The organism is Paenibacillus hodogayensis, assembly GCF_039536325.1.
Classification (GTDB): Bacteria; Bacillota; Bacilli; order Paenibacillales; family NBRC-103111; genus Paenibacillus_AB; species Paenibacillus_AB hodogayensis.
Genome location: NZ_BAAAYO010000010.1, coordinates 1,082,788 through 1,103,254 on the forward strand (window position 1 = coordinate 1,082,788; position 20,467 = coordinate 1,103,254).

Genomic DNA, 20,467 nt, shown 5'->3' on the forward strand with positions numbered 1-20,467 from the left:
GGGCGGACACACTCGGTTGCGAAAAATGTACTCTCTTGCAGGGAGACATAACAAAGAAGCTCTGCGCAAAAGCAGAGCCTCTTCGGTTAGTTATTGATCCGGTTAGTTCATAAATCCGACCTGCTGCAGCATCCGCTTCAGGATCACCGCAACCTGAGCCCGGGAAGCCGAGCCGCCCGGAGAAAACCGGGTCTCGTCAATCCCGTTCATTAGACCGGATTGTACAGCCCGAGAAACCGCAGGCTGCGCCCAGGAAGACACTTCGGTACGATCCGCAAAGCCTGTCAAAGCGTTGACGTTGCCGGCGCCATCGTTTCGGGCTCCGATCATGTCCAGCGCACGGACAATCATTACAGCCATCTGCTCGCGGGTAATCGACTCGTTCGGGCTGAAACGGCCAGCGTTGGTGCCTTCGATCAAACCTTTGTTCGACGCTGCCGCTACCGCTCCGGCGAACCAAGCGTCAGCCGGAACGTCCGCGAACACGACACTTCCCGCTTTTTCTTCCGCTATGCCTAGCGAACGCACCAGCAGAGCGGCGAATTCCGCCCGGCTGATGGATTGATCCGGCGCGAAGCGGTTGTCCCCTATGCCTTTTACGATCAGCTTCGCGGCCAATAGCCCTATGTCCGCTTTCGCCCAGTGACTCTGCACGTCGGCAAACGTTGGCGGACTCACAGCCACTACCGCATAGACGCTGTTGCCTTGGCGCTTGATCCGCGCTTCCGTTTGTCCGTTCACCGTATCGAACTCGGTCGGAACGAAATGCAGCTCGCCGTTAACCGGATCGACCCGGATGCCTGTCGCCTGCGAAGGGTCGACAGCCTGTGGCAGAACAATTGTCCGCGTCACGTAGGTGTTGCCGAAATCGTTGATCGTAAGATGCTTGTCATTCGTGCCCGCCGTAATGGTAAACTCCACCGGAACGCCCAGCAGCTTGGCGCCTTCTCGCTGCGTCCGCGCCTCGATTTGCTCTGCTTCGGATGCGCCGACTTGCTCAATGGTAACCGTAATGTTGACGTCCTTAGAAGCGATGCCAAGCTGCTTCGCAATCGCCTGCACGTCGAACAACGCTATAGGTAAATCATAGGTCACATTTCCGCTCTTAACCGAAATGATGTTGACCCCGGGCGAGGCGCTTGCCGCGCTAAGCAGCGCCTCAGCCGGGATTTGCACCTTGGCGTTAGGCGAGTCCTTCAGATCGACGATCACACTGCTTTTTTCTTGCTGCTTCGCTTGCTTGAATACATCGGTCAGTTTCGTCGCATCGAGCTCAGCAACTGCGAAAGTTTTGCCGTCCTGCGTCTCGGTTTTCGCCTGCGGCGCATAGGTACCCGGCTCCGAAGCTGGGGTTGGCGTCGATGGACTGCCTCCACCGCCTCCTGCGCAGCAGCTTCCACCGCCTCCTGGACCGCTAGGAACGGTCACTATCTCCGCAGCGTATGTTTTCTGGACGCGGCGGCTCTCGACAAAGCCAACTTCAGAGTTTGACATTGTTACATACACACTGCCCGCTTCTTTACCCAGTTGGGGAACTTGCAGCGTGAGCGACGGTCCCTCCGCCTTTCCGAATATCATCGGATACGCAATCGTCGCATTGCGATATACCTTGATCGTATCGCCCGACTTCAAACCCGTTACCGTAATCGTATCGTTTGTCCCTTCGGGATGATTGACGATGTCGATTTGCTCCGCCGACAAAGAAGTCAGATACACATTGTCGGTAAACGAATAGTAGGCACCTGGTCCCTCTGTGTTGCCGTCCCACGGGTATACACCGAATGCATTTGCACCGTCTGGAATAACGGTACTCATGGGTACTTGTGCTGTCCACGATGTATCGTAACCGTAGCCGTAATTTACATACGCAATGGGCTTCAGCTTGTGAAGATCGGCATCTACGAAATAAATACGGTATCCGATGATCCCGCTAGCCAAGCTTCCCACTTCCGGCAACCACCAAGTCATTCCGCCCAGTTTCCCCGCATCCCCGTCTTCGTCAATGAACGCCCCTTGCAGCGCCGGAGGCAATAACGGATTGAAAGGATAATTTAAAGTGCTTTCTGCCGAAATATTGTCCGTAATGGGTGCAGTGAAAAATCCCCTATAGTCTGGTATATCCCCGTAAATATCCTTCATAAACACACCAACAGCACGAGCCTCCGTCGGAATAGTCCCGTCAGGAATCGGTTGCGAATAATTCTCTTGCCCTGGACTCAGGATAGCGATCGGTTTTTCGCCAATGCGCATAAAGTATTTATCCAGATAAAATAACTCATATTGCTTAAGCAGCCCAGTTTCAGGTCCATTCGTGGTCCATTCGAGCTTGGCATCGGCGATCCCTTTGTAAGGACTGCCGTCGATAAACTGTACATGGTTCGGCTCGGTAAAGGGCATGTCCCAAATTGTGCGAACGGCTCCTACCGCGCCTTCACCGGCGTTGTTTTTCGGATAAAAACCGAGCTTGACCGCTCCTTCAGGAATGACGGTACCGTTCGGGATATAAGTCTCATAACTTGAAAAGGAACTAGAAGGCGGAACCGCAAATTCCATGATGGGCCTTAGCCTGCGGCCTTCCTGATCCAGAAAGTACAGCACCAAGCTTGATAAGTCCTCACCTCGCAAAGAACTGAAGTAAGACAGCCGCCCCCCTAGTCGACCGGGGGTCAGATCTTCGTCGGTGAAGTCCAAGGTTAAAGAATAACCGACCGGAGCGCCCGGCCTCCCGCCCTGATCGCTAACCGGTTCTGCGGAGATGTTGTCCACGATCGGCACCAAATCCTCCTGCAGATCGTACAAACCGCTCTCCATCCGATATTTGACCTTGAGATAACGGGTTCCCGAAGGAAGAGCTCCCAAATGAACCTGCTGCGACTCAAATATGGATCCAAACGCTGCTTCCTTCGCCAGCCCTCCAATAATCGTTTTGTTTGCATCCGCATAGTACAGCTCCATCCATACGGATTCGTTATTCGGCACGATGACCGGCATCCAGTTGTACGTCAGATCGTACTGTCCTCCGAGCGGATTGCTATCCATTGTATACATGTTACTCACCATGATCTGTAAAGAGGGTCCGATCAAGTCTCGAATTTCCACATCCGCAAATACGGTGCTTTCGAGCGTACCGTTGCGGGCAAATACCGCCAAATATTTCGCCTCATTCGGAATACGGGTGCCGTTAGGGATCAAGTAATTGCTAGATCCCCAGGAAAAGGTCGCGAGCGGCCCGCCGATTTTACGGCGATCGGCGTCCAGATAATAGATGGCATAGCCCGTTATATACTTGAAGATGGCAGGCGAGGACCAGCTCAAGCTGCCGCCAATCGAACCGCGAACCGGGTCCGTATCGGTAAAGGTCAAATTTTGAACCGCCTGCGCAGGAGGCTGGTTGTCCGGGCTTTGCGCAATCAAAGATTGAACGGAATCATACTTAATCGCTTTTCCAGTAGCCGAAGCGTACAGGAATACTCGACCATAGTCGTCCATAAAAGCCGCAGACGCCTTCTCGGGCAAATCGCAAATTCTGGCGAAAGTGTTTCGATCGTAAAGCGAATATTCGGTCAGCACATAGTTTCCTTTCGCAGCAAGAACGTTGCTGCCGCTTAGACCGTAGGCCCCGTTAACGCGACTTAAGTCGGAAGCCAGGTAGCGCTCGTTGCCCACATACAAAAAGTCGCCATCCATAATCAATCTGGAGAAGCCAGAAACACTGGCCTGCTTCTGGATTTGGAACGTTTCGGTATCCACCTTTAGCAGACGGCCACCGACAAGAATGTACAAGATGTTGGCGGTCTTGTCCAAGACTACATCTGCATTGTTCCAATAGGCAAACGCCAGCTGTCCGTTGATTTCATCAAGCCGTTTCCCTGCGCCGTACACCGCGTTTAGAACGCGTATGCCGTCGGAAGACGTATAAAACAGCGATCCGGTCTTTCCGTCGAGCCGGGACGAAAACGAGCTGACCGGCATCGAGTAGACCGATTCGTTTACCGTCGCACCGCCTTGGACGTCTAAGACTCCGATGGAGGTGGAGCCGTTCAAGGTCACGTACACTTGGTCGTTGACGACACGCAGATCCTCGGGCTGCGCTCCGACATGGATGTCTTTTTCGACGTCCCAATCTGTCGTGCGGATGTACAGCAGCCGATTGGCTTCCTTGGAAACAGCGTACATGTAATTCCCGTTCGGACTGAGCGTCCATCCGGTCAGCCCTTTGTCGAACACAAGCGTATTGGCGCTCGGTTTGCTATACACAATGGCAGGCTTCGGCGTCGTATCGATCGCAATGCGATTAATTGTCTTCGTCGCCCCGTTGAAGCTGTAGATTCCGTTTGAACTGTCCATCAGTAGCAAATCGCTCCTGTAGGGCAAGGAGGCGACGACACGGAACGTATTCCGGTCGAACACGCTTTTGTCGGAGAGCACATACTGGCTTGTAGCCGACGCAAGCTGTGCGGTCGCGCCGCCGGGTTCGACGTAGGCGCCCGTCACGGAGCCGATTCGTGCCCCGTCCAGCCTGTGACCGGCGTAGAACAGCTCCTGTCCTTGCACAAGCAGTGGCGGATTTCCGCCCATGAAGTTTTTCAAGACGTCGGTGCTGTCGATCCGCGTCCGGTCATCGGTCCGATACGCCTCCAAAACTTGCGAGCCGGGAACGTAAAGGATCCCCCGCAGCTTGTCCGTCGCCAGCGGTACAGAGTAACGGTTTGTCAAAGCGGGAATGGACGAATACACTCCGTTAACGACCGAAATTTCGTCGATCCTGCCGTCCAGCGCCGTGTAGTAGGCCTTGTCGCCGGCCACCGCAATGCGGGACGGATTCTCCCTGGTAGCAATCGTTTTCTCGACAATTTTCTGAGCCAGATCGACAACCTGAATCGACTTGCTCCCCAGGTTGGCAACATACAGCTTGCCGCCCTCGATGTCCAAATCCGACGGTCTCGTGCCGATCGCAATCGTCTGCTCGACCTGAAGATCGCTGGTCCGTATGACCAGCAATTGGTTCGAATCGGACGACACGGCATAGATGTAGCCTCCGGCCTCATCCAGCACCCAGCGGGTCAAGTAAACACCGATCGGATTGCCTGCCTGGATAACCCCTACAGGCGGAGTTTCGGGACTTCCGGACGGCAACCCTTCCGCCTTCGCCGCTTCCGGCGCAAGGGGTATGAGCGTGGAGAGGAGCAAAGTTATCCCCAGCAGCATACTCATCCAGCGCTTGCTTGGAAAGCGTGTATTTCCGCGTTTTCCCGACAAATACAAGAACCTCCCTTTTCATTTCACATGTTTTCCAACATATTCTATCAGAAACAATGTTAATAAAATGTCGAATTATGTCGCAAGTCTATATTCCTGCCAAATCGTACTGAAGCTCTCTAGGACAATATCTCTATTAAAAAAGCCTCCTTTCCAGCGACGCGGTTAGGAGGCGTTTTGCGCTTAATCAGATTCAATTTTTGTGCATATCGATATATCGGAATGCAACGGCTTTAATCCTTCGTTCAACTTATATAGCGACGCTTCACTCGCTCAAAACGTCCCGCCCCGCTTCATGCTCCGATATTGCAACGGCGACAGTTGAACCTCTTCCTTGAATACGCGGCCGAAATAAGCGATGCTTTCGAAACCGACGGCCTCGGCGATGCGCTGCACTTTCCAATCGGTTTCCCGCAGCAGCCGCTGCGCCTCTTTCATTCGGACATGGTTGACGTATTCGACAAAGGAGAAGCCGGACACTTCCTTGAATACCCGGCTCAAATAATAAGGGCTGATGTAAAACGTTTCCGACAGATGGGACAAGGTGAGGGGCTCTGCATAGTGGGTTTGGATGTAGCCGGTTATTTCCGCTATTCTGCGCTGAAGCGGAGAAACGGCGGGCGCCGCGTCCCCGACATACTTATCGATACAGCGGGCCAGATGGACAAGCAGCTCGATCGCGAGCGCTTGGACGCATACCTCGAAGCCGTCCATCTGCTCCTTCATCTCGGCGACCGCCCGGAGCAGCAGCGCTTCCGCATAGCGGCGGTCGTCTTCCTTCAAGCGGAGCGTCGGGTACGGGGAGTGGAACGGTTTAAGCAAATCCAGCTTCGAGCCCGTTGCGCGCGATCGTTCCAGAAAAGTATCGGTGAAGTTCAGCACGATGCGCTGATGCTGGAGCGAGCCCGCGAACAAAGTGCGGTGCAGAACGGCTTTCGGAATGAACACCAGGTCGCCCTGCTGCACCGTGTACAGGCGGTCTTTTATAAAATACGAGCGCCGGCCCTTCAACAAATAGTACACTTCGTACTGATCGTGCACATGACCCGTTATGTTGTAAGGGCCGTTCTTATGGGAATAAGACAAAACAAACTCGTCGTCATTGTACGTATAGTGATTGACGATTCTCGTATTCGCTAAAGACAAAGCGGCCCCCTCCTAGCGTACGTTAGGATGATGTACCCAAATTATAGCAAACGGCCAGGCAAAATGTGCGCAAAATAAATAAAGAAAATAATAAGTTTCGCAAAAATAAGTACAGATTCCCTTCGCGCTCTGCGATACGATAGTCTCATCATTAGCGGCCGATATACGCACGGACGCCGGCAGCACGAACGCATTGGCTTTACACGGCTTACGCGGATCGACAACCGGGCGCTTCTGACAAAAACGACGTGACTCGTGCGGGTAGGGGAAAGCCCTTTCCCCGCTTCACCGCCGGATCTGATCGCGATCCTGACGAAACGGAGATGACCGCCAATATGACCATCCGGATCTACATCGTCCGGCACGCACAGCCGGCCAGCCAAGAGCCCGGTTACCCGGGCGGACCGAACCCTCCCTTGGGGCAAAAAGGACGTATGCAAGCCGAGCGGGTCGGCCGGCAAATGAGCCAATGGGGAATCGATGCGCTATACTCCAGCTGCATGCAGCGGACACTGGAGACAGCACGGCCGATCCGCGAAAGGACGGGAGTCCCGTGGAGCGTATGGCCCGCCTTGGGAGAGACGGACCGTAGAGGCTGGCCAGTCATCCGCGAGAAACTTGCCCGCGGCGAAAGCCCGGAAAGCCCCGAACAAATCGCGCTGCGGCGCGAGCACCCGAATCATGTCCCGCTTTCGGCGCTCGGTGAGGGGTTCGGTCCGTTCGAGACAAACCAGCCTTTTCCATGGCCGGAACAATGGTGGCTTCCTCTTGAGAATGAAACGCGCGAGCAAACGTACGAACGGGCCGACGAAGCGATTCGGCACTTGCTGCGGCTTCATCGGGGAGATGGCGATATTCGCATCGCGGTTATCTGTCACGGGGCGTTCGGCTCCGTGCTGCTCACCCGGCTCATGCAATGTCCGCCGAGCGACAGCAACTTGTTCAACCAAGCGCACGCAGCCATTTCGGCGGTCGATTTGTTCGACGATTCTACGCAGCTGCGGTTTTTGAATTATGTCGGTCACCTTTCGCCCGATGAGGTAACCGAAGGCGTCAACTTCGATTTCGGGCAAGCGGATTGAATGATACGCTAGGGGGCTAATGAATGAAAACAGGAAAAACGATACACGTCTTGACCTTATCCGCGCTGATCGGCACTATGCTTGCCTTGTCCGCCTGTCGACAGTCGGTCGATGTTCCCGGAGCAACCGGGCCGATCGCCACCGAGTCGATCAAAACCGAGCCGATCAGCACCGAGCCGGTGCGTCTTACCGTTTTCAAGGGGCAGGCCATCAGCGATGACGAATGGGAGCAATTGCTCGTACAGCCTTTGAAGAAGAAATATCCGCATATTACGTTGGAGCCGCTCAGCGGCAATTTGCAAGATATTATCGCTTCCGGAGTCGTGCCCGATTTGTTAACCCAATTCAACGGGTATGTGACCGACTTCATTCCGTTCAACATCTTGATGGACATTTCCCCTCTCCTCGCCAAGCACAAGATCGACCTGACCCGCTTCGATCCGGTATACTTGGACTCCCTGCGTGTACTGTCGGAAAAAGGGGAACTGTACGGCTTGCCTTACTCGACCCAGTTCAACGCTTTATATTACAACAAGGACTTATTCGACAAATTCGGCGTGGAATACCCGAAGGACGGGCTGACATGGGAGGATGCGGCCGTCCTTGGAGAAAAGCTCGCCCGCAAAGAAGGATCGACGCAGTATGTAGGCCTCAGCTACGAGCATATTTCCCGATTGTCTTCGGCGCTTTCGCCTGATATCGTAGACATCAAGAAAGAGCGGGCAACGGTCAACAACGATTTGTGGAAACGAGTATTCGAGCTCGGTCACCGCATCAATTCGATTCCCGGAAACGTCAGTACCGGCAATGACGAGTTTATCAAAAATCGCAGGGTCGCCATGTACGCCACCGTCAATTTGTTTACCAAAATGATCGACGCCGTCAAAAACGGTCTGAACGTCGGCATCGCGCAATATCCGAGCTTCAAGGAGCAGCCTAACGTCTACGGCTATGTCGACGCCCACTACATGCTCATTTCCAAGCAAAGCAAGTACAAGGATCAGGCCATGCAGGTGATCGAGTTGTTCACCTCTGAAGAGGTGCAGCGCCTATCCGCCCGCAAATTCGCCCGCCTGTCTCCGCTGCGAGATCCCGAACTGAAGAAGCAATTTGCCGCCGATTTGCCGGAACTTCAAAAAATCGACACCGCCCCGATCTTCAAAAGCAAGCCGGCCCCAGCCCCAGCCTTCTCGAAGCATTACCGGGGAGCACGAACAACACTCATGGCCAAATACGACGAATATAACGAGGGGCGGATCGATGTCAATACGGCGCTTCGGCAGGCGGAAGAAGAGATCAACAAAGCGATCGACAACGCGAAGTAGTGCGGATTCCTGCTAAACGAGCCGCCGCTTGCACCACTGTCGCAATCCGAGGAGGAAGCCGGCTTGAAAGCCTTGATCATATCCGATATTCACGCCAACATATACGCGCTCGAAGCCGTTTGGGAGGCCGAAAGCGATAGCGACATCATTTATTGCGCCGGCGATCTTGTCGATTACGGCCCTTTTCCCGCGGAAGTGATCGCCTGGGTCCGGAAGCATCGGGCCGTTTGCGTGCAGGGCAATCATGACCGCAATGTCGCGGCCGCTTACCGAGATGCCGAGAAGCTCCGGAGCATTCCGGACGAGGAGTTGAAGTGGGCGCATGACAACGCGCGCAAGCTGAACGATGACGAGGTCGCTTTTTTGGAATCGCTGCCCGTGTCCGTATCGTTTCTGGCCGATGGTATCGGCTACAGCCTCCAGCATATGTACATCCGCTACGATACGATCGCCAGCTTGCCGCAGTTCGACGAATTTTGGCAGCGTCATACGGACGGGGAAGTGCGGGATGCGGCTTGCCGGCGGCTCATTTTCGGCCATACGCACCGCCGCTGCGTCCACTATCTCGCCGACCGCGATTTGTGGTTGAACCCCGGCAGCGTCTCCTACCGCCGCAAGGACGACCCATCCAAGGAGGCCCATTATATGACGATTACGGACGGACGCATCGAGATGAAAAGCGTGGAATACGACCGTTCCCCGCTTCTGCGCGCAGTCCAGTCGATTCGCCTGACCGAATCCGAAAAGGAGACCGGGCTGGACTTTTTCCAATAAGTTAACCGCATAAAGAAGAATCGCCCTGACGGTCTTTTGAGACTGCACTTATCGCCGAGCCGAGCCTGACAAACTTATCCCAGACAACGGTCCCATAAACGGACTTTCACTGGCTGCCTCGGCAAACCTACTCGTAAACTTTTTGTGACGTCAATAGAAAAGCGGCCTTCCCGTCGGAAGACCGCCTTTTTATTGCGTATACAAGCTTTAACGGAGAATACCCTTCTGCTTGCCGCTTATACCGCCACCCGCGATCTCCGCTGCCGCAGCACTTTGCCGACGACGCCATGGGTCGGGCTGAACAGGAAGGCAAGCACGAACAGCGCTCCTGCGGCCACTACCATGCACCCGGCGATCGAGGCGTCCATTGCTTCGGCGACAAAATAGCCGATGATGGAGCTGGCAACGCCGATCAGCACGCTGTATACGATCATGACACCAAGCCGTTCGGTCAGCAGGTAAGCCGCGGCCGCAGGCACGATCAACATACCGACGACTAGGATCGCGCCGACGCTTTCGAACGAGGCAACCGTCGTCACCGAGACAAGTCCCATCAGCAGGTAGTGAAACAACGCTACCGGTATGCCGACCGCCGCCGCCATCGCCGGATCAAAGGCGCACAGCTTGAACTGCTTGTAGAACAGACCAAGCACGATCGCGCTCAGCACGAGCACCGTACCGACCATCCAGACCGCCTTCGGAATGTCCAGCCCGAGCCAGCCGACGGTATCGAGACTGACGAAGGCGATTTCCCCGTACAGCACGCAGTCCAGATCGAGGTCGACCTTGCTGGCGAACAGGCTGACCAGCAGCACCCCGACCGAGAACAGCGCCGTAAACACCACGCCGATCGAGGCGTCGGATTGAACGCCTCCCTGCTGGAACAGTTGAATCAGAAAGACCGTGACGAGGCCGATCGCCGCCGCCCCGAACAGCATGGCGACAGAGTCGCGCGTACCGCTCAGCAGGAAGGCGATCACGATGCCGGGCAGAACGGAGTGACTGATCGCGTCGCCGATCATCGCCATGCGCCTCAATACGAGGAAACTGCCGAGCAAGCCGCAAGCGGCCGCGACGAGAGCTCCGGTCAGCAAAATCCACAAATCGCCGGAATTCATACCGTTTCCCCCCTCTCTACCGCACGCGTCCGAAGATGCTCGGCGTTCGATTGACGCTTCACCGAAGCGCGCAGCAGCAGCTTCGACACGACGCCCCGTCGGGGCGCGAACAGCACCGAGACGACGAACAGGACAGTAGCGGACAGAACGCTCAGCGGCCCTGTCGGCAGATGATCGTCCAGCGTACTGATCAAAGTGCCGGCCATCCCGCTCAAGCCGCCGAACAAGCCCGATAGGGCGACCATAACGCCGAGCCGCTCCGTCCAGTACCGTGCGGAAACCGCCGGCGTAATAAGCATCGCCGCCATCAGCACGACACCGACGGCCTGAATGCCGACGACGACGGCCACGACGATCAGAAACATCATCAGCTGGTCGAGCAACGCTACCGGCAGGCCGAGACCGCGGGCAAAGCCCTGGTCAAAGCTAAGCAGTTTGAATTCTTTATACAGCAGGGCGCATAGACCAACCAGCACGGTCGATACGATGGCCATCGTCACAACATCCGAATGAACCATGCCCGCCGCTTGGCCGAACAAAAACTTGTCCAGACCGCTCTGGTTGCCGCTGTCGCTATGCTGGATTTGCGTCAGCAGTACGATGCCCAGGCCGAAAAACACGGACAGGACGATGCCGAGCGCGGCATCCTGCTTGATGCGCGAATGACGGGTGATGTAGCCGATGCCGAACGTCGCGATCAGGCCGGCTACGGCCGCGCCGATCAGGAAGAACAGAATCGACTTGGAGCCGGTGAGCATGAAAGCGATGCATACCCCCGGCAAAGCGGCGTGAGCCAGCGCGTCGCCCATCAGGCTCTGCTTGCGCAAGTAGGCAAAGCTGCCAAGTACGCCGCTGCTGATGCCGAGCAGCACGGACGCGATCAAAATCCAACGGACATTAGGATCGTTAAGCAATTCCGCCAGGCTGGTCATCATCGTCCATCACCTCGATAGAGCCGCAAGCGATTCCGGCTCCCGATCAAGAATGGCGAGCCGACCGCCGTATGCGGTTTGCAGATTGTGTGCCGTGAAGACCGATTCCGTAGGGCCGACATCGATCAGACGTACGTTCAAGAGCATGACCCAATCGAAATATTCCTTGACGGTGGACAAGTCATGATGCACGACGAGCACTGTCTTCCCTTGCTTCTTCAATTCGTTCAGCAGTGTAATGATCGCTTTTTCGGTAGCGGCATCGACGCCGACGAACGGTTCATCCATAAAATACAGCTTCGCATCCTGCGCCAGCGCCCTCGCTAAAAAGATACGCTGCTGCTGGCCCCCGGAAAGCTGGCTGATTTGCCTTCCGGCAAAATCGGCCATGCCCACCTTCGCCAAGCATTCCATTGCGATGCGGCGCTCGTTCGCTCCGGGCCGCCGGAACCAGCCGAGATGGCCGTACCGGCCCATCATGACCACGTCGAGCGCGCTTGTCGGAAAATCCCAGTCCACCGATTCGCGCTGCGGCACGTACCCGATCATTTTGCGCTGCTGGGCATAAGGCTGGCCGTATATGAGCACGTCGCCGCGCACCTTCGGGATAAGCCCGAGCGACGCCTTGATCAGCGTCGATTTGCCTGCGCCGTTCGGCCCGATGATACCGATCAGCTTACCTTCCGGCACCGTGAACGATACGTCTTCCAGCACCGGCTTGCGCTGGTAAGCAACCGTTAAGCCTTGCACGGAAAACGGGCTTTGCTTGTCGTGATGTTCCATAGTACTTTGTCTCCCCTCGTCCGGCGGACTCGTTATTTCAAAGCATTCACTATCGTATCGACATTATGCCGCACCATCCCGATATATGTGCCTTCCTCCGTCCCTTCTTCGCCCATCGCGTCGGAGAACAGCTCGCCGCCGACTTTCACCTCGTGGCCTTTCTTCTTCGCGCCGTCGACAACCGCCTGAATCGTTTTTTTCGGAACGCTCGATTCGACGAACACGGCCTTGATTTGATTATCCACCAGAAAATCGCGCAGCGTCGAGACGTCCTTCAACCCCGCCTCGGAAGCGGTGCTGATCCCTTGCAGCCCCATGACCCGGATGCCGTACGCTGCGCCGAAATAACCGAAAGCGTCGTGGGCGGTTACGAGAACTCGGCTCTTCTCGGGAATTTGCGCGATCTTCGTCTTCGTCTCCTCGTGAAGCTGACGCAGCTTGGCCAAGTAAGCTTCGGCGTTTTTGCGGTACTCGTCCGCATGGGCGGCATCGAGGCGAACCAGTTCGTCACGCACCGTCTCCGTCGCGCTAATCCAATTGCGGACATCGAACCAGATGTGCGGATCGTGCAAGCCCGAGTTGTCGTCCATTTCGCGCAGCGATGCCTCGGCGATATTGCGCGATACGGCGACCGTCGGCTTTTTGTCGGCCAGCTTCTCCAGCATGCTCGCCATTTTCCCTTCCAAGTGAAGACCGTTATAGAAAACGACATCCGCTTCGTTCAGTTTGTCGATATCTCCTTTAGTCGCTTTGTACAAGTGCGGATCGACACCGGACTTCATCAGACCGATCGCCTCCACCTTATCGCCGCCCACATTGCGCACGATATCCGTAATCATACCGATCGTCGCCGTCACCTTCAGCTTGCCCTCCGTTCCCGAGAACGCCTTTCTCGACTCCCCGCATCCGGATACCGCTACGACCGCTGTCACCAGCAACAGCGTGTAAACCAGCCGGCGCACCGCACCGAATTTCCACAATGACTCCCTCATTCCGCTTGACCCCTCCTGTGTATAAGACGAGCTTGGCTCCGCCCTATTGTTTCCCTCGTCCTCAAAAGTTGTACCTATCTTCCTTTTTTGTTCACAGCCTTATTTTTTTATTATAATAAACTATGTTTCCTTTGTGCAACATTATTCAAAAAAAATAACGCTTGATTTACAAGCGTTTTTTCGTTATGGGCTTTGTTTTTCCGGCTCCCGCTCATTCCGCGGGAGCTTTCGGTATACCGTACAAGCCGATCGCGTTGTCATAGGCATCGAACATTTGTCTGGCGATCGGAGCAGCTCCGCGCCCGCCGAACCGTCCCTCGGGCACGACGACGGCTACGGCCAGCTTCGGCTTGTCGGCCGGCGCGTAGGCGATAAACACCGCATTGTCGATCGTATCCCCGGCAACCGATTGGGTTGACGTCCCCGTCTTGATCGCAACCTTGTACGGGGTGTCCTTGAAACCCTCCGCGCTGACCAGCTCCATCCCCTGCTGCAGCACGTCCCAATACGCCTTGGGGTACGTCTCCTCGTTCAACACAACCGGCTTGGCCTCGCTGACGAGTTGATCGTCGTAAGTCGTAATTTTGTCCACGAACTGCGGCTGCAGCCGCTTGCCGCGATTCGCCAGCATCGCCGTAAACTGGACGAGTTGGAGCGGGGTATATTTGCCCAGCTGTCCCCAGGTGGCGCGGACGAGCGCCGCTTGCGGGCTGTACCTTTTTGCCGTATCGAGATAATCCTTCAAGCCGGCGGATTCTCCGGGCAAGCCGCTACCGGTCAGGACGCCGAGTCCGAACTTTTCCATGTATTCGTCCCAAACTTGCACCGCGTTCGTATTCGGCCGGAAATACAACCGGTTGCCGATCATCGCCATAAACGTATTGGACGAATACTGGATGGCCTGGTAGGCGGTAATCGGTCCGTTGCGTTTGCGGTCCGAATTCGTCAGCACTTCCTTGTTGTCTTTGCCGAAATAAAAATAGCCGGTATCGTCGTACGTTTCCCTCGCCGTAATCAAGCCCTCGTTCAGCCCCATCAGGATGGTGAGCGGCTTCATCGTAGAGCCCAAATACACGAGCGAGGTCGGATGCTTGTTCAGCTCCTTCTGGTTGGCGTACGGCGGGCGCACCTCGCTGATCGTGCCATTGCGGATAAAATACTGGTTTTTCTCGTAATAGTCCGGCTTCATGCCCCCGTACCATTCGTTCGGATCATAATCGGGATAACTGGCCATCGCCACGACCTTCCCGGTATCGACCTCCATCGCTACCGCATACCCGGTAATCGCATTGGGCGCATACGTCCACGAGTCTCGGGCCGGACTTCGGATGTAGGCCAGGTGATTGCGGATCGCTTCCTGCGTCGCCAGTTGGACGTCCTTGTCGATCGTCAGAATCAGATTATGGCCTTTGTCCGGCTTCGTCAGCGTAACGGGGCCGATAATTTTCCCTTGGGCGTTGATCGGATAATTTTTCACCCCGTTCTTGCCGCGCAGCTCCTCCTGATACATCAGCTCGAGACCGTCGAAGCCGACATACTCGTTGTCCAAATACTGCTCCGTCGGGTCGGACGAGCCCACCTTGTCCCTATAAAACTTCAAGCCGCTCGTAGCGTTGCGCGCCCCGGAAAACTTTTTCAAATATCCGACCAATTGGACGGCAATTCGCTTCTCGTTGTACTCGCGTATGCTTTCCTCCTGAATCTCGACACCTTTGAATTCGTCGCGGTGCCAGGAGAAATAGGCGATTTCCTGCTGCGTCAGGTCGCTTTTGAGTTTGCGCGGAACGGAGTAGAAGCTCGGATTCTTGGTCTTGTCCTTGTTCAGGTCGTACCCGACATCCATGCTGGCGATAATCTCCTCCGCCGTTGGCTGAACGACCTGCTGGTTGCCGTACTGCCGGAACGCCTCGGCCAGCTCTTTGGCCAGCGCGATCACCTGATCCCGGTCGCTGCTGCCGGACTCGACCGTGTAAAACAGCGATTGTGTCGAGGTCGAGGTGGCGATTGGGTAATTGTTGCGGTCGTAAATATTGCCGCGAATCGGCGGGATCGCATGCGGGGTATTCGTGTAGCGCGATTTCTCTTGCGCGTAGGCTTCCCCTTCTACAACCTGAAGCAGCGCCAATCGGACGATCAGAACGGAAAACAGCATAAATGTGCTAAAAAAAATAAAATTGATCCGGAACGTAAAGTGCCGCCTCCGGATCCACTCTTTTTTGGACAACTCATCCCTGTTCACTGCGAAAACGACTCTCCTTGCCTGGCTTCTCGTTAATTAGACGGCAAACAGGCCGGTTCGGTTCTCGCGATTTGCCCGTTTATTTGCCCGCATTCGGATTCGGTACGCCAGTAAGCCCGATAACGCGGTCGTATTCGTCAAAAATTTTGCGCGCGATCGGCGCCGCGCCGTACGAACCGAAGCCGCCCTCCGGCACGACGACGGCGATCGCCAGCTTCGGCTTCTCGGCCGGAGCGTAAGCGATGAATACGGCGTTGTCGACGTCTTTGCCGGCGACGCTCTGGGTCGACGTCCCCGTTTTGGTCGCCACGGTATAAGGAAAACCGTCGAAGCCGGACTTGTTAACCTGCTCCATCCCTTTTTGCACGGCGTCCCAATATTCCTTCGGAATGTTCACTTCATTAAGCACTTCGCGGGTAGTCTCTTTCACAAGCTGGCCGTCGTTTGTCTCGATCTTGCTGACAAATTGCGGCTTGAGCCGTTTTCCCCGATTGCCGAGCATGGCGGTGAACTGCGCCAGCTGCAGCGGCGTATAGCGGCCGAGCTGGCCCCAAGAAGCGCGTGCCAGAGCGGATTGGGAGCTCGCTTTCTCGGCTTCGTGGAAGTAGTCGATAACCCCTTCTTTTTCCCCGAGCAGGCCGCTTCCGGTCGATACGCCCAAGCCGAACTGCTTCATGTAGCTGTCCCAGGTGTTCAGGCCGTTCTGGCGGCCGTACAGCCGCAGGCCGATCATATCCGTCATATACGTGTTGGACGAATGAGCAATGGCGCTAATCGCATTCAGCGGTCCCCAAGCGCGGCCGTCCGAGTTGCGGATCGTCGTCTTGTCTTTCCCGAACGACGTGGACCCGGAATCGTAGTACGTCTCGTTGATGGTAATCAGCTTCTCCTGCAGCCCGATCAGCACGGTCAGCGGCTTGATCGTCGAACCGAGGTAGACGAGCGAGGACGGATGCTTCGCCCGTTCCTTCGGGTCCTTCCAGTTGGCCGGCACGTCGCTGATCGTTCCGTTGCGGTAGTACAGCATGATGTTGTTCCATTCCTCGTCCGTCAAGCCGTCGTACCAGGTCCCCGGATCGTAGTCCGGCATGCTCGCCATCGCCACAACGTTGCCGCTATCGACCTCCATCGCCACGGCGTAACCGGTCGTCGCGTTCGGGGCATACGTGTAGCGGTCGCGTGCCGGGTTTTTAATATATTGCAGATGATTCATAATGGCTTCCTGCGCGGTAATCTGCACGTCCTTGTCGATCGTCAAATACAGATTTTGCCCTTTTTCCGGCCTCGTCAGCGCCACATTGCCGACGATTTTGCCTTCGGCGTTGACCGGATAGCTTTTTACCCCGTTCTTGCCGCGCAGCACTTCCTGGTACATATATTCGATGCCGTCGAAGCCGACGTACTCGTTATCCAAATATTTTTCTGTCGGATCCGTCGATTTGGCTTTCTCCTGATAAAACTTCAAGCCGTTCGTGTTGCGCGCTCCGGAAAATTGCTTCAAGTACCCGACCAGTTGTACGGCGATATGCTTGTCGTTGTATTCGCGGATGCTCTCCTCCTGAATGTCCACGCCCTTAAATTCGTCGCGGTACCACGAGAAGTAGGCGATCTCCTGCTGTGTCAGGTCGCCCTTGATCTTGCGCGGAATCGAGTAGTAGCTCGGTTCCTTCGTCTTGTTCTTGTTTACATCGTAGCCTACATCCATCAGCTTGAGAATATCCTCGGCCGGCGGTTGGGGCTTCGCCGGATCGCCGTTTTGCCGGAACGCCTGCTCCAGCTTGCGGGCCAGTTCGATGACCGCATCCTTGTTTTTGTTGCTTGCGTCGACAGTGTAATAAAGCGACTGCGTCGAAGTGGAGGTGGCGATCGGATAATTGCTCCGGTCGTAAATATTGCCCCGGATCGGAGGAATGGAGTGCGACATGATCGTGCTGTTCGCCTCTTCCTCGGAGTACCGCTTGCCGTCTACGAACTGCAGCAGCGCCAGCCGGACGATGAGGATGGAGAACAGCAAAAACGTGCAGAAGAAAAAGAAGTTCAGCCGGAACGAAAAGTGCCGGCGGCGAATCAGCTCTTTTTTGTCGGGGTCTTCCATGTTCACGGCCACCTGTCGCTCACTCCTTATCCAAGCTCTCGCAACGAAAAGATGCCTTCTCCGGTCATGTGCGGGTATCTTTTAATTTTGACGGCGCGGATGCCTGCCTGGTTCGGTGCCCATATATCGTTTTTATCGTGATCCCCTACGTACAGTGTCTCTTCCGGAGACAGTCCAGCCTGCTCCAGTGCCAACCGGAAAATAGCCGGGTTCGGCTTCTCCAGCCCGACCTCGGTCGATACGATGACGGGATCGAAATAGTCCAGTATGCCTTTGTGGCGCAATATCGATTTTAACGTCGGCGCGAAGTTGGACACGACCCCGAGCCGGTAACCGGCCAGCTTGAGCCGCTCCAGTGATTCCTTGACGTCGTCGAACAGCTCGTACTGCTCGGGCGCGGTAAACAAATCGTACAGCTCGTGGCTCCAGCGGTGGATGACTTCCTCCTCGCGGTCCTCGTGTATGCCAAGCCCATACAGCACATGGACATACAACGACGCCCAGAACGAACGGTCCGACTCCGGGGAGCATAGTTCCGTGCCGTCGGCCGGCTTCTCGTAATACAGTTTGCGGAAAGCGTCGTCGAAATGATGGCCGATATGCTCCTGCTCGCGGTGAAGCTCTCTCTCGGCCAAATACCGTTGCAAAATCGTCCGCGAGCCGGGTATCGTCAGCAATGTATCGCCAACGTCGAATAAAACGGCTTTCACGCCGTGAAGGGATATGCTCATATCGATTCTCCTCGGCCTGATGATCCCAGGCTTGATGTTGGCGGCTTTCGGCCGATACTGCTCATTTTACCATACCGGGCGCCGGAAATGCCAAAGCTTTGCCGCCCGTGTCCATCGCATGGCGCAAACGGCCAAGAGACGTTATGCCGGCTCTTCCTCCCGTACAACGTCTCTTCCGCGACTCCGTCACGCTTGCCGAATATGCGTTTTGTCGAAGCCAGGCGGATCGAACCAGTTGCCCCCGCTGGACAACCAAGTGGAATCGAGCGGCACCCATTCCTTACGGTCGCTCAAATACACTTCGTTCCAGGCGTGCGGCCCGTACCCGCCTTGGCCGTCGTAGCCGAGCCCGGTGACGACTTTGACATCGAGTCCGATCGAACGGGCCATGACCGCATACAGACGCGAATAGTCGATACAAACACCCTGGCGCGTAGCGAACGTCTGCTCCGGGGTTTGCTCCTTCCATTCCCGCTTCTGCTCGTACAGCTCCACCTTGTCCCAATCGTATTGCACGCGCGAGCCGACCCACTGGTACAACGCTCTGGCCTTGGCTTCGTCGCCTTCCTTGGACGCCGTAATCTGTTTGGCTGCTTCGGCGACGTCATTGGGAATTCGGGCGTCGATCACCTCGTACTTGCGCTGTAAAATTTGGTCGAACTCCTGCCCGACCGCCTTGGCGAACACCGGCAGGCGGCTGACGAGCAGTTGTCCCCCGACAGGCTCGATGACCTGCGTAGCCCCTTGCATATACAGATCGGAGGCTTGTACGTATTTGGTAAAAGCCGATTCCGGGTAAAGCGCGGTATACACGAACAGACAGGCAATCAGCAGCAAGGCGCGGCCGCAGCCGATCAGCGAGCCGATGGCGCCCCCCACTCCGCTGCTCATCCACGATTTTCTGCCTCCACCGGATGCGCTTCCGAGCAATCCGATCGATAGGGCGACAAACATCCAGATGCGGACAAGCGCGGTTTTACACAGCATATAGACGATGACGAACACCGTTCCGATGCGCAGCAGCGGAAAATCGCGCACCCCGGTGACGAACGTATACCACATCTGGCGAAAAAAGCCCATCTCTTCGTTCGGCACGCGGATCTCTTTGGCCACCAGCCAGTCCTGCAGCGCGGGGGATAAAGCGTTAGCCAGCTTCCAAGCGGCCAGCACGCTGATTACCGTGGCTATGCCTTCGGCGGCGAACAGCATGAACCGCTGCGCGGAGCCGGAAGCGCCGCGGAAAGCCCCTTGCAGAACGGAAGCCAGAACGATGCAAACGAGCGCGGCCGAAACGAGGTTGACGGAATTCGCTTGCAGCAACCATGCGGAATTCAACAGGCACCTACCTCCCTACGCTCCAGCTTGATCCGGTTTTGCCCGCTTTAACCGTTGCTCTTGGCGGTTTCGACCGCTTTCTTGAGCACTTCGTCCAGCGGAAGCTCAGCGGATACGCCGGCAATCGTAATTTTCACCTTGTCGCCCCCAAGCTTGCCGTCCAGCCGGATGCCTCCGGTCGTAACGGTGAACGTGCCGTCGCCGTTATCTTTATATTTGGCGTCTTTTCCGGCCAAGCCTTGAATGGCTTTTTCCTTCAGATCACCGACGGCCTCTTTCGCCGTCGCCGCCACGTTTTCCCCGATATCCTTCAGTTGTTCGGTGTAGGTGGAGCCGTAATAAATCAACCCCGCCAGCACGGCGATGACAATAACCCACTTCAGTACGGTCTTGACGATTTTCACTACAACCAGCAGGACGATAAGGGCAATGATGACGACAAGCCAGCGGTCCTGCAAAAATGTAAGAAGCTGATCCACGAAACGTTCATCCTTTCCAGAGCGGAATGAACCGCCAACAAAAATATCCTTATTTTACATCTAGCTTAACATACAATACGCTTCCGGCAAACTGCCTCCTTGGTCCGGCTGCTTCGCCCGTCTTTGGTCGGGGCGAGAGGCCGGCGTTATAGTTGCGATTTGTGAAAGTTGTCCCGC

14 protein-coding genes are annotated in these 20,467 nt (G+C 55.8%); 3 read left to right on the forward strand and 11 right to left on the reverse strand.

From position 1 onward, the window contains the following. Positions 1-102: 102 nt before the first annotated feature. On the reverse strand, positions 103-5,259 hold the full coding sequence (locus ABD796_RS23615) for an S-layer homology domain-containing protein (RefSeq protein WP_344912524.1): 5,157 nt from the start codon (positions 5,257-5,259) through the stop codon (positions 103-105). 273 nt (positions 5,260-5,532) lie between these two features. Next, positions 5,533-6,405, reverse strand: coding sequence for a helix-turn-helix transcriptional regulator (locus ABD796_RS23620; protein ID WP_344912526.1), 873 nt, complete (start codon positions 6,403-6,405; stop codon positions 5,533-5,535). 335 nt (positions 6,406-6,740) lie between these two features. Between ABD796_RS23620 and ABD796_RS23625 the strand changes: the two genes are divergently transcribed. From ABD796_RS23625 to ABD796_RS23635, 3 genes are all read left to right on the forward strand, one after another. Beyond that, positions 6,741-7,487: a histidine phosphatase family protein gene (locus ABD796_RS23625; RefSeq protein WP_344912528.1), complete on the forward strand. Its 747-nt coding sequence runs from the start codon at positions 6,741-6,743 to the stop codon at positions 7,485-7,487. Positions 7,488-7,510: 23 nt separating this feature from the next. Further along, positions 7,511-8,812, forward strand: a complete 1,302-nt coding sequence (locus tag ABD796_RS23630; RefSeq protein ID WP_344912530.1) for an ABC transporter substrate-binding protein — start codon at positions 7,511-7,513, stop codon at positions 8,810-8,812. A 63-nt stretch (positions 8,813-8,875) separates the two neighbouring features. Then, positions 8,876-9,586, forward strand: coding sequence for a metallophosphoesterase family protein (locus tag ABD796_RS23635; RefSeq protein ID WP_344912532.1), 711 nt, complete (start codon positions 8,876-8,878; stop codon positions 9,584-9,586). Between the two features lie 236 nt (positions 9,587-9,822). On the opposite strand, the gene ABD796_RS23640 is transcribed toward ABD796_RS23635, so the two are convergent. From ABD796_RS23640 to ABD796_RS23680, 9 genes are all read right to left on the reverse strand, one after another. Continuing rightward, on the reverse strand, positions 9,823-10,704 hold the full coding sequence (locus tag ABD796_RS23640; RefSeq protein WP_344912533.1) for a metal ABC transporter permease: 882 nt from the start codon (positions 10,702-10,704) through the stop codon (positions 9,823-9,825). Then, positions 10,701-11,636: a metal ABC transporter permease gene (locus ABD796_RS23645; protein WP_344912937.1), complete on the reverse strand. Its 936-nt coding sequence runs from the start codon at positions 11,634-11,636 to the stop codon at positions 10,701-10,703. Before ABD796_RS23645 ends, ABD796_RS23640 begins: the two co-directional genes overlap by 4 nt. 9 nt (positions 11,637-11,645) lie before the next feature. Then, positions 11,646-12,419, reverse strand: a complete 774-nt coding sequence (locus ABD796_RS23650) for a metal ABC transporter ATP-binding protein (RefSeq protein ID WP_344912535.1) — start codon at positions 12,417-12,419, stop codon at positions 11,646-11,648. A 32-nt stretch (positions 12,420-12,451) separates the two neighbouring features. Continuing rightward, on the reverse strand, positions 12,452-13,411 hold the full coding sequence (locus ABD796_RS23655) for a metal ABC transporter solute-binding protein, Zn/Mn family (RefSeq protein WP_344912537.1): 960 nt from the start codon (positions 13,409-13,411) through the stop codon (positions 12,452-12,454). 211 nt (positions 13,412-13,622) lie between these two features. Further along, positions 13,623-15,650, reverse strand: coding sequence for a peptidoglycan D,D-transpeptidase FtsI family protein (locus tag ABD796_RS23660; protein WP_344912539.1), 2,028 nt, complete (start codon positions 15,648-15,650; stop codon positions 13,623-13,625). A 79-nt stretch (positions 15,651-15,729) separates the two neighbouring features. Next, complete coding sequence (locus ABD796_RS23665; RefSeq protein ID WP_379117160.1) at positions 15,730-17,745, reverse strand: peptidoglycan D,D-transpeptidase FtsI family protein; 2,016 nt, start codon at positions 17,743-17,745, stop codon at positions 15,730-15,732. Between the two features lie 26 nt (positions 17,746-17,771). Then, positions 17,772-18,476: an HAD-IA family hydrolase gene (locus ABD796_RS23670; protein WP_344912543.1), complete on the reverse strand. Its 705-nt coding sequence runs from the start codon at positions 18,474-18,476 to the stop codon at positions 17,772-17,774. Between the two features lie 186 nt (positions 18,477-18,662). Next, entirely contained in the window at positions 18,663-19,811 is a 1,149-nt protein-coding gene (locus tag ABD796_RS23675; protein WP_344912545.1) for a transglutaminase domain-containing protein, read from the reverse strand. Between the two features lie 47 nt (positions 19,812-19,858). Beyond that, positions 19,859-20,290, reverse strand: coding sequence for a hypothetical protein (locus ABD796_RS23680; RefSeq protein WP_344912548.1), 432 nt, complete (start codon positions 20,288-20,290; stop codon positions 19,859-19,861). Positions 20,291-20,467: the final 177 nt, after the last annotated feature.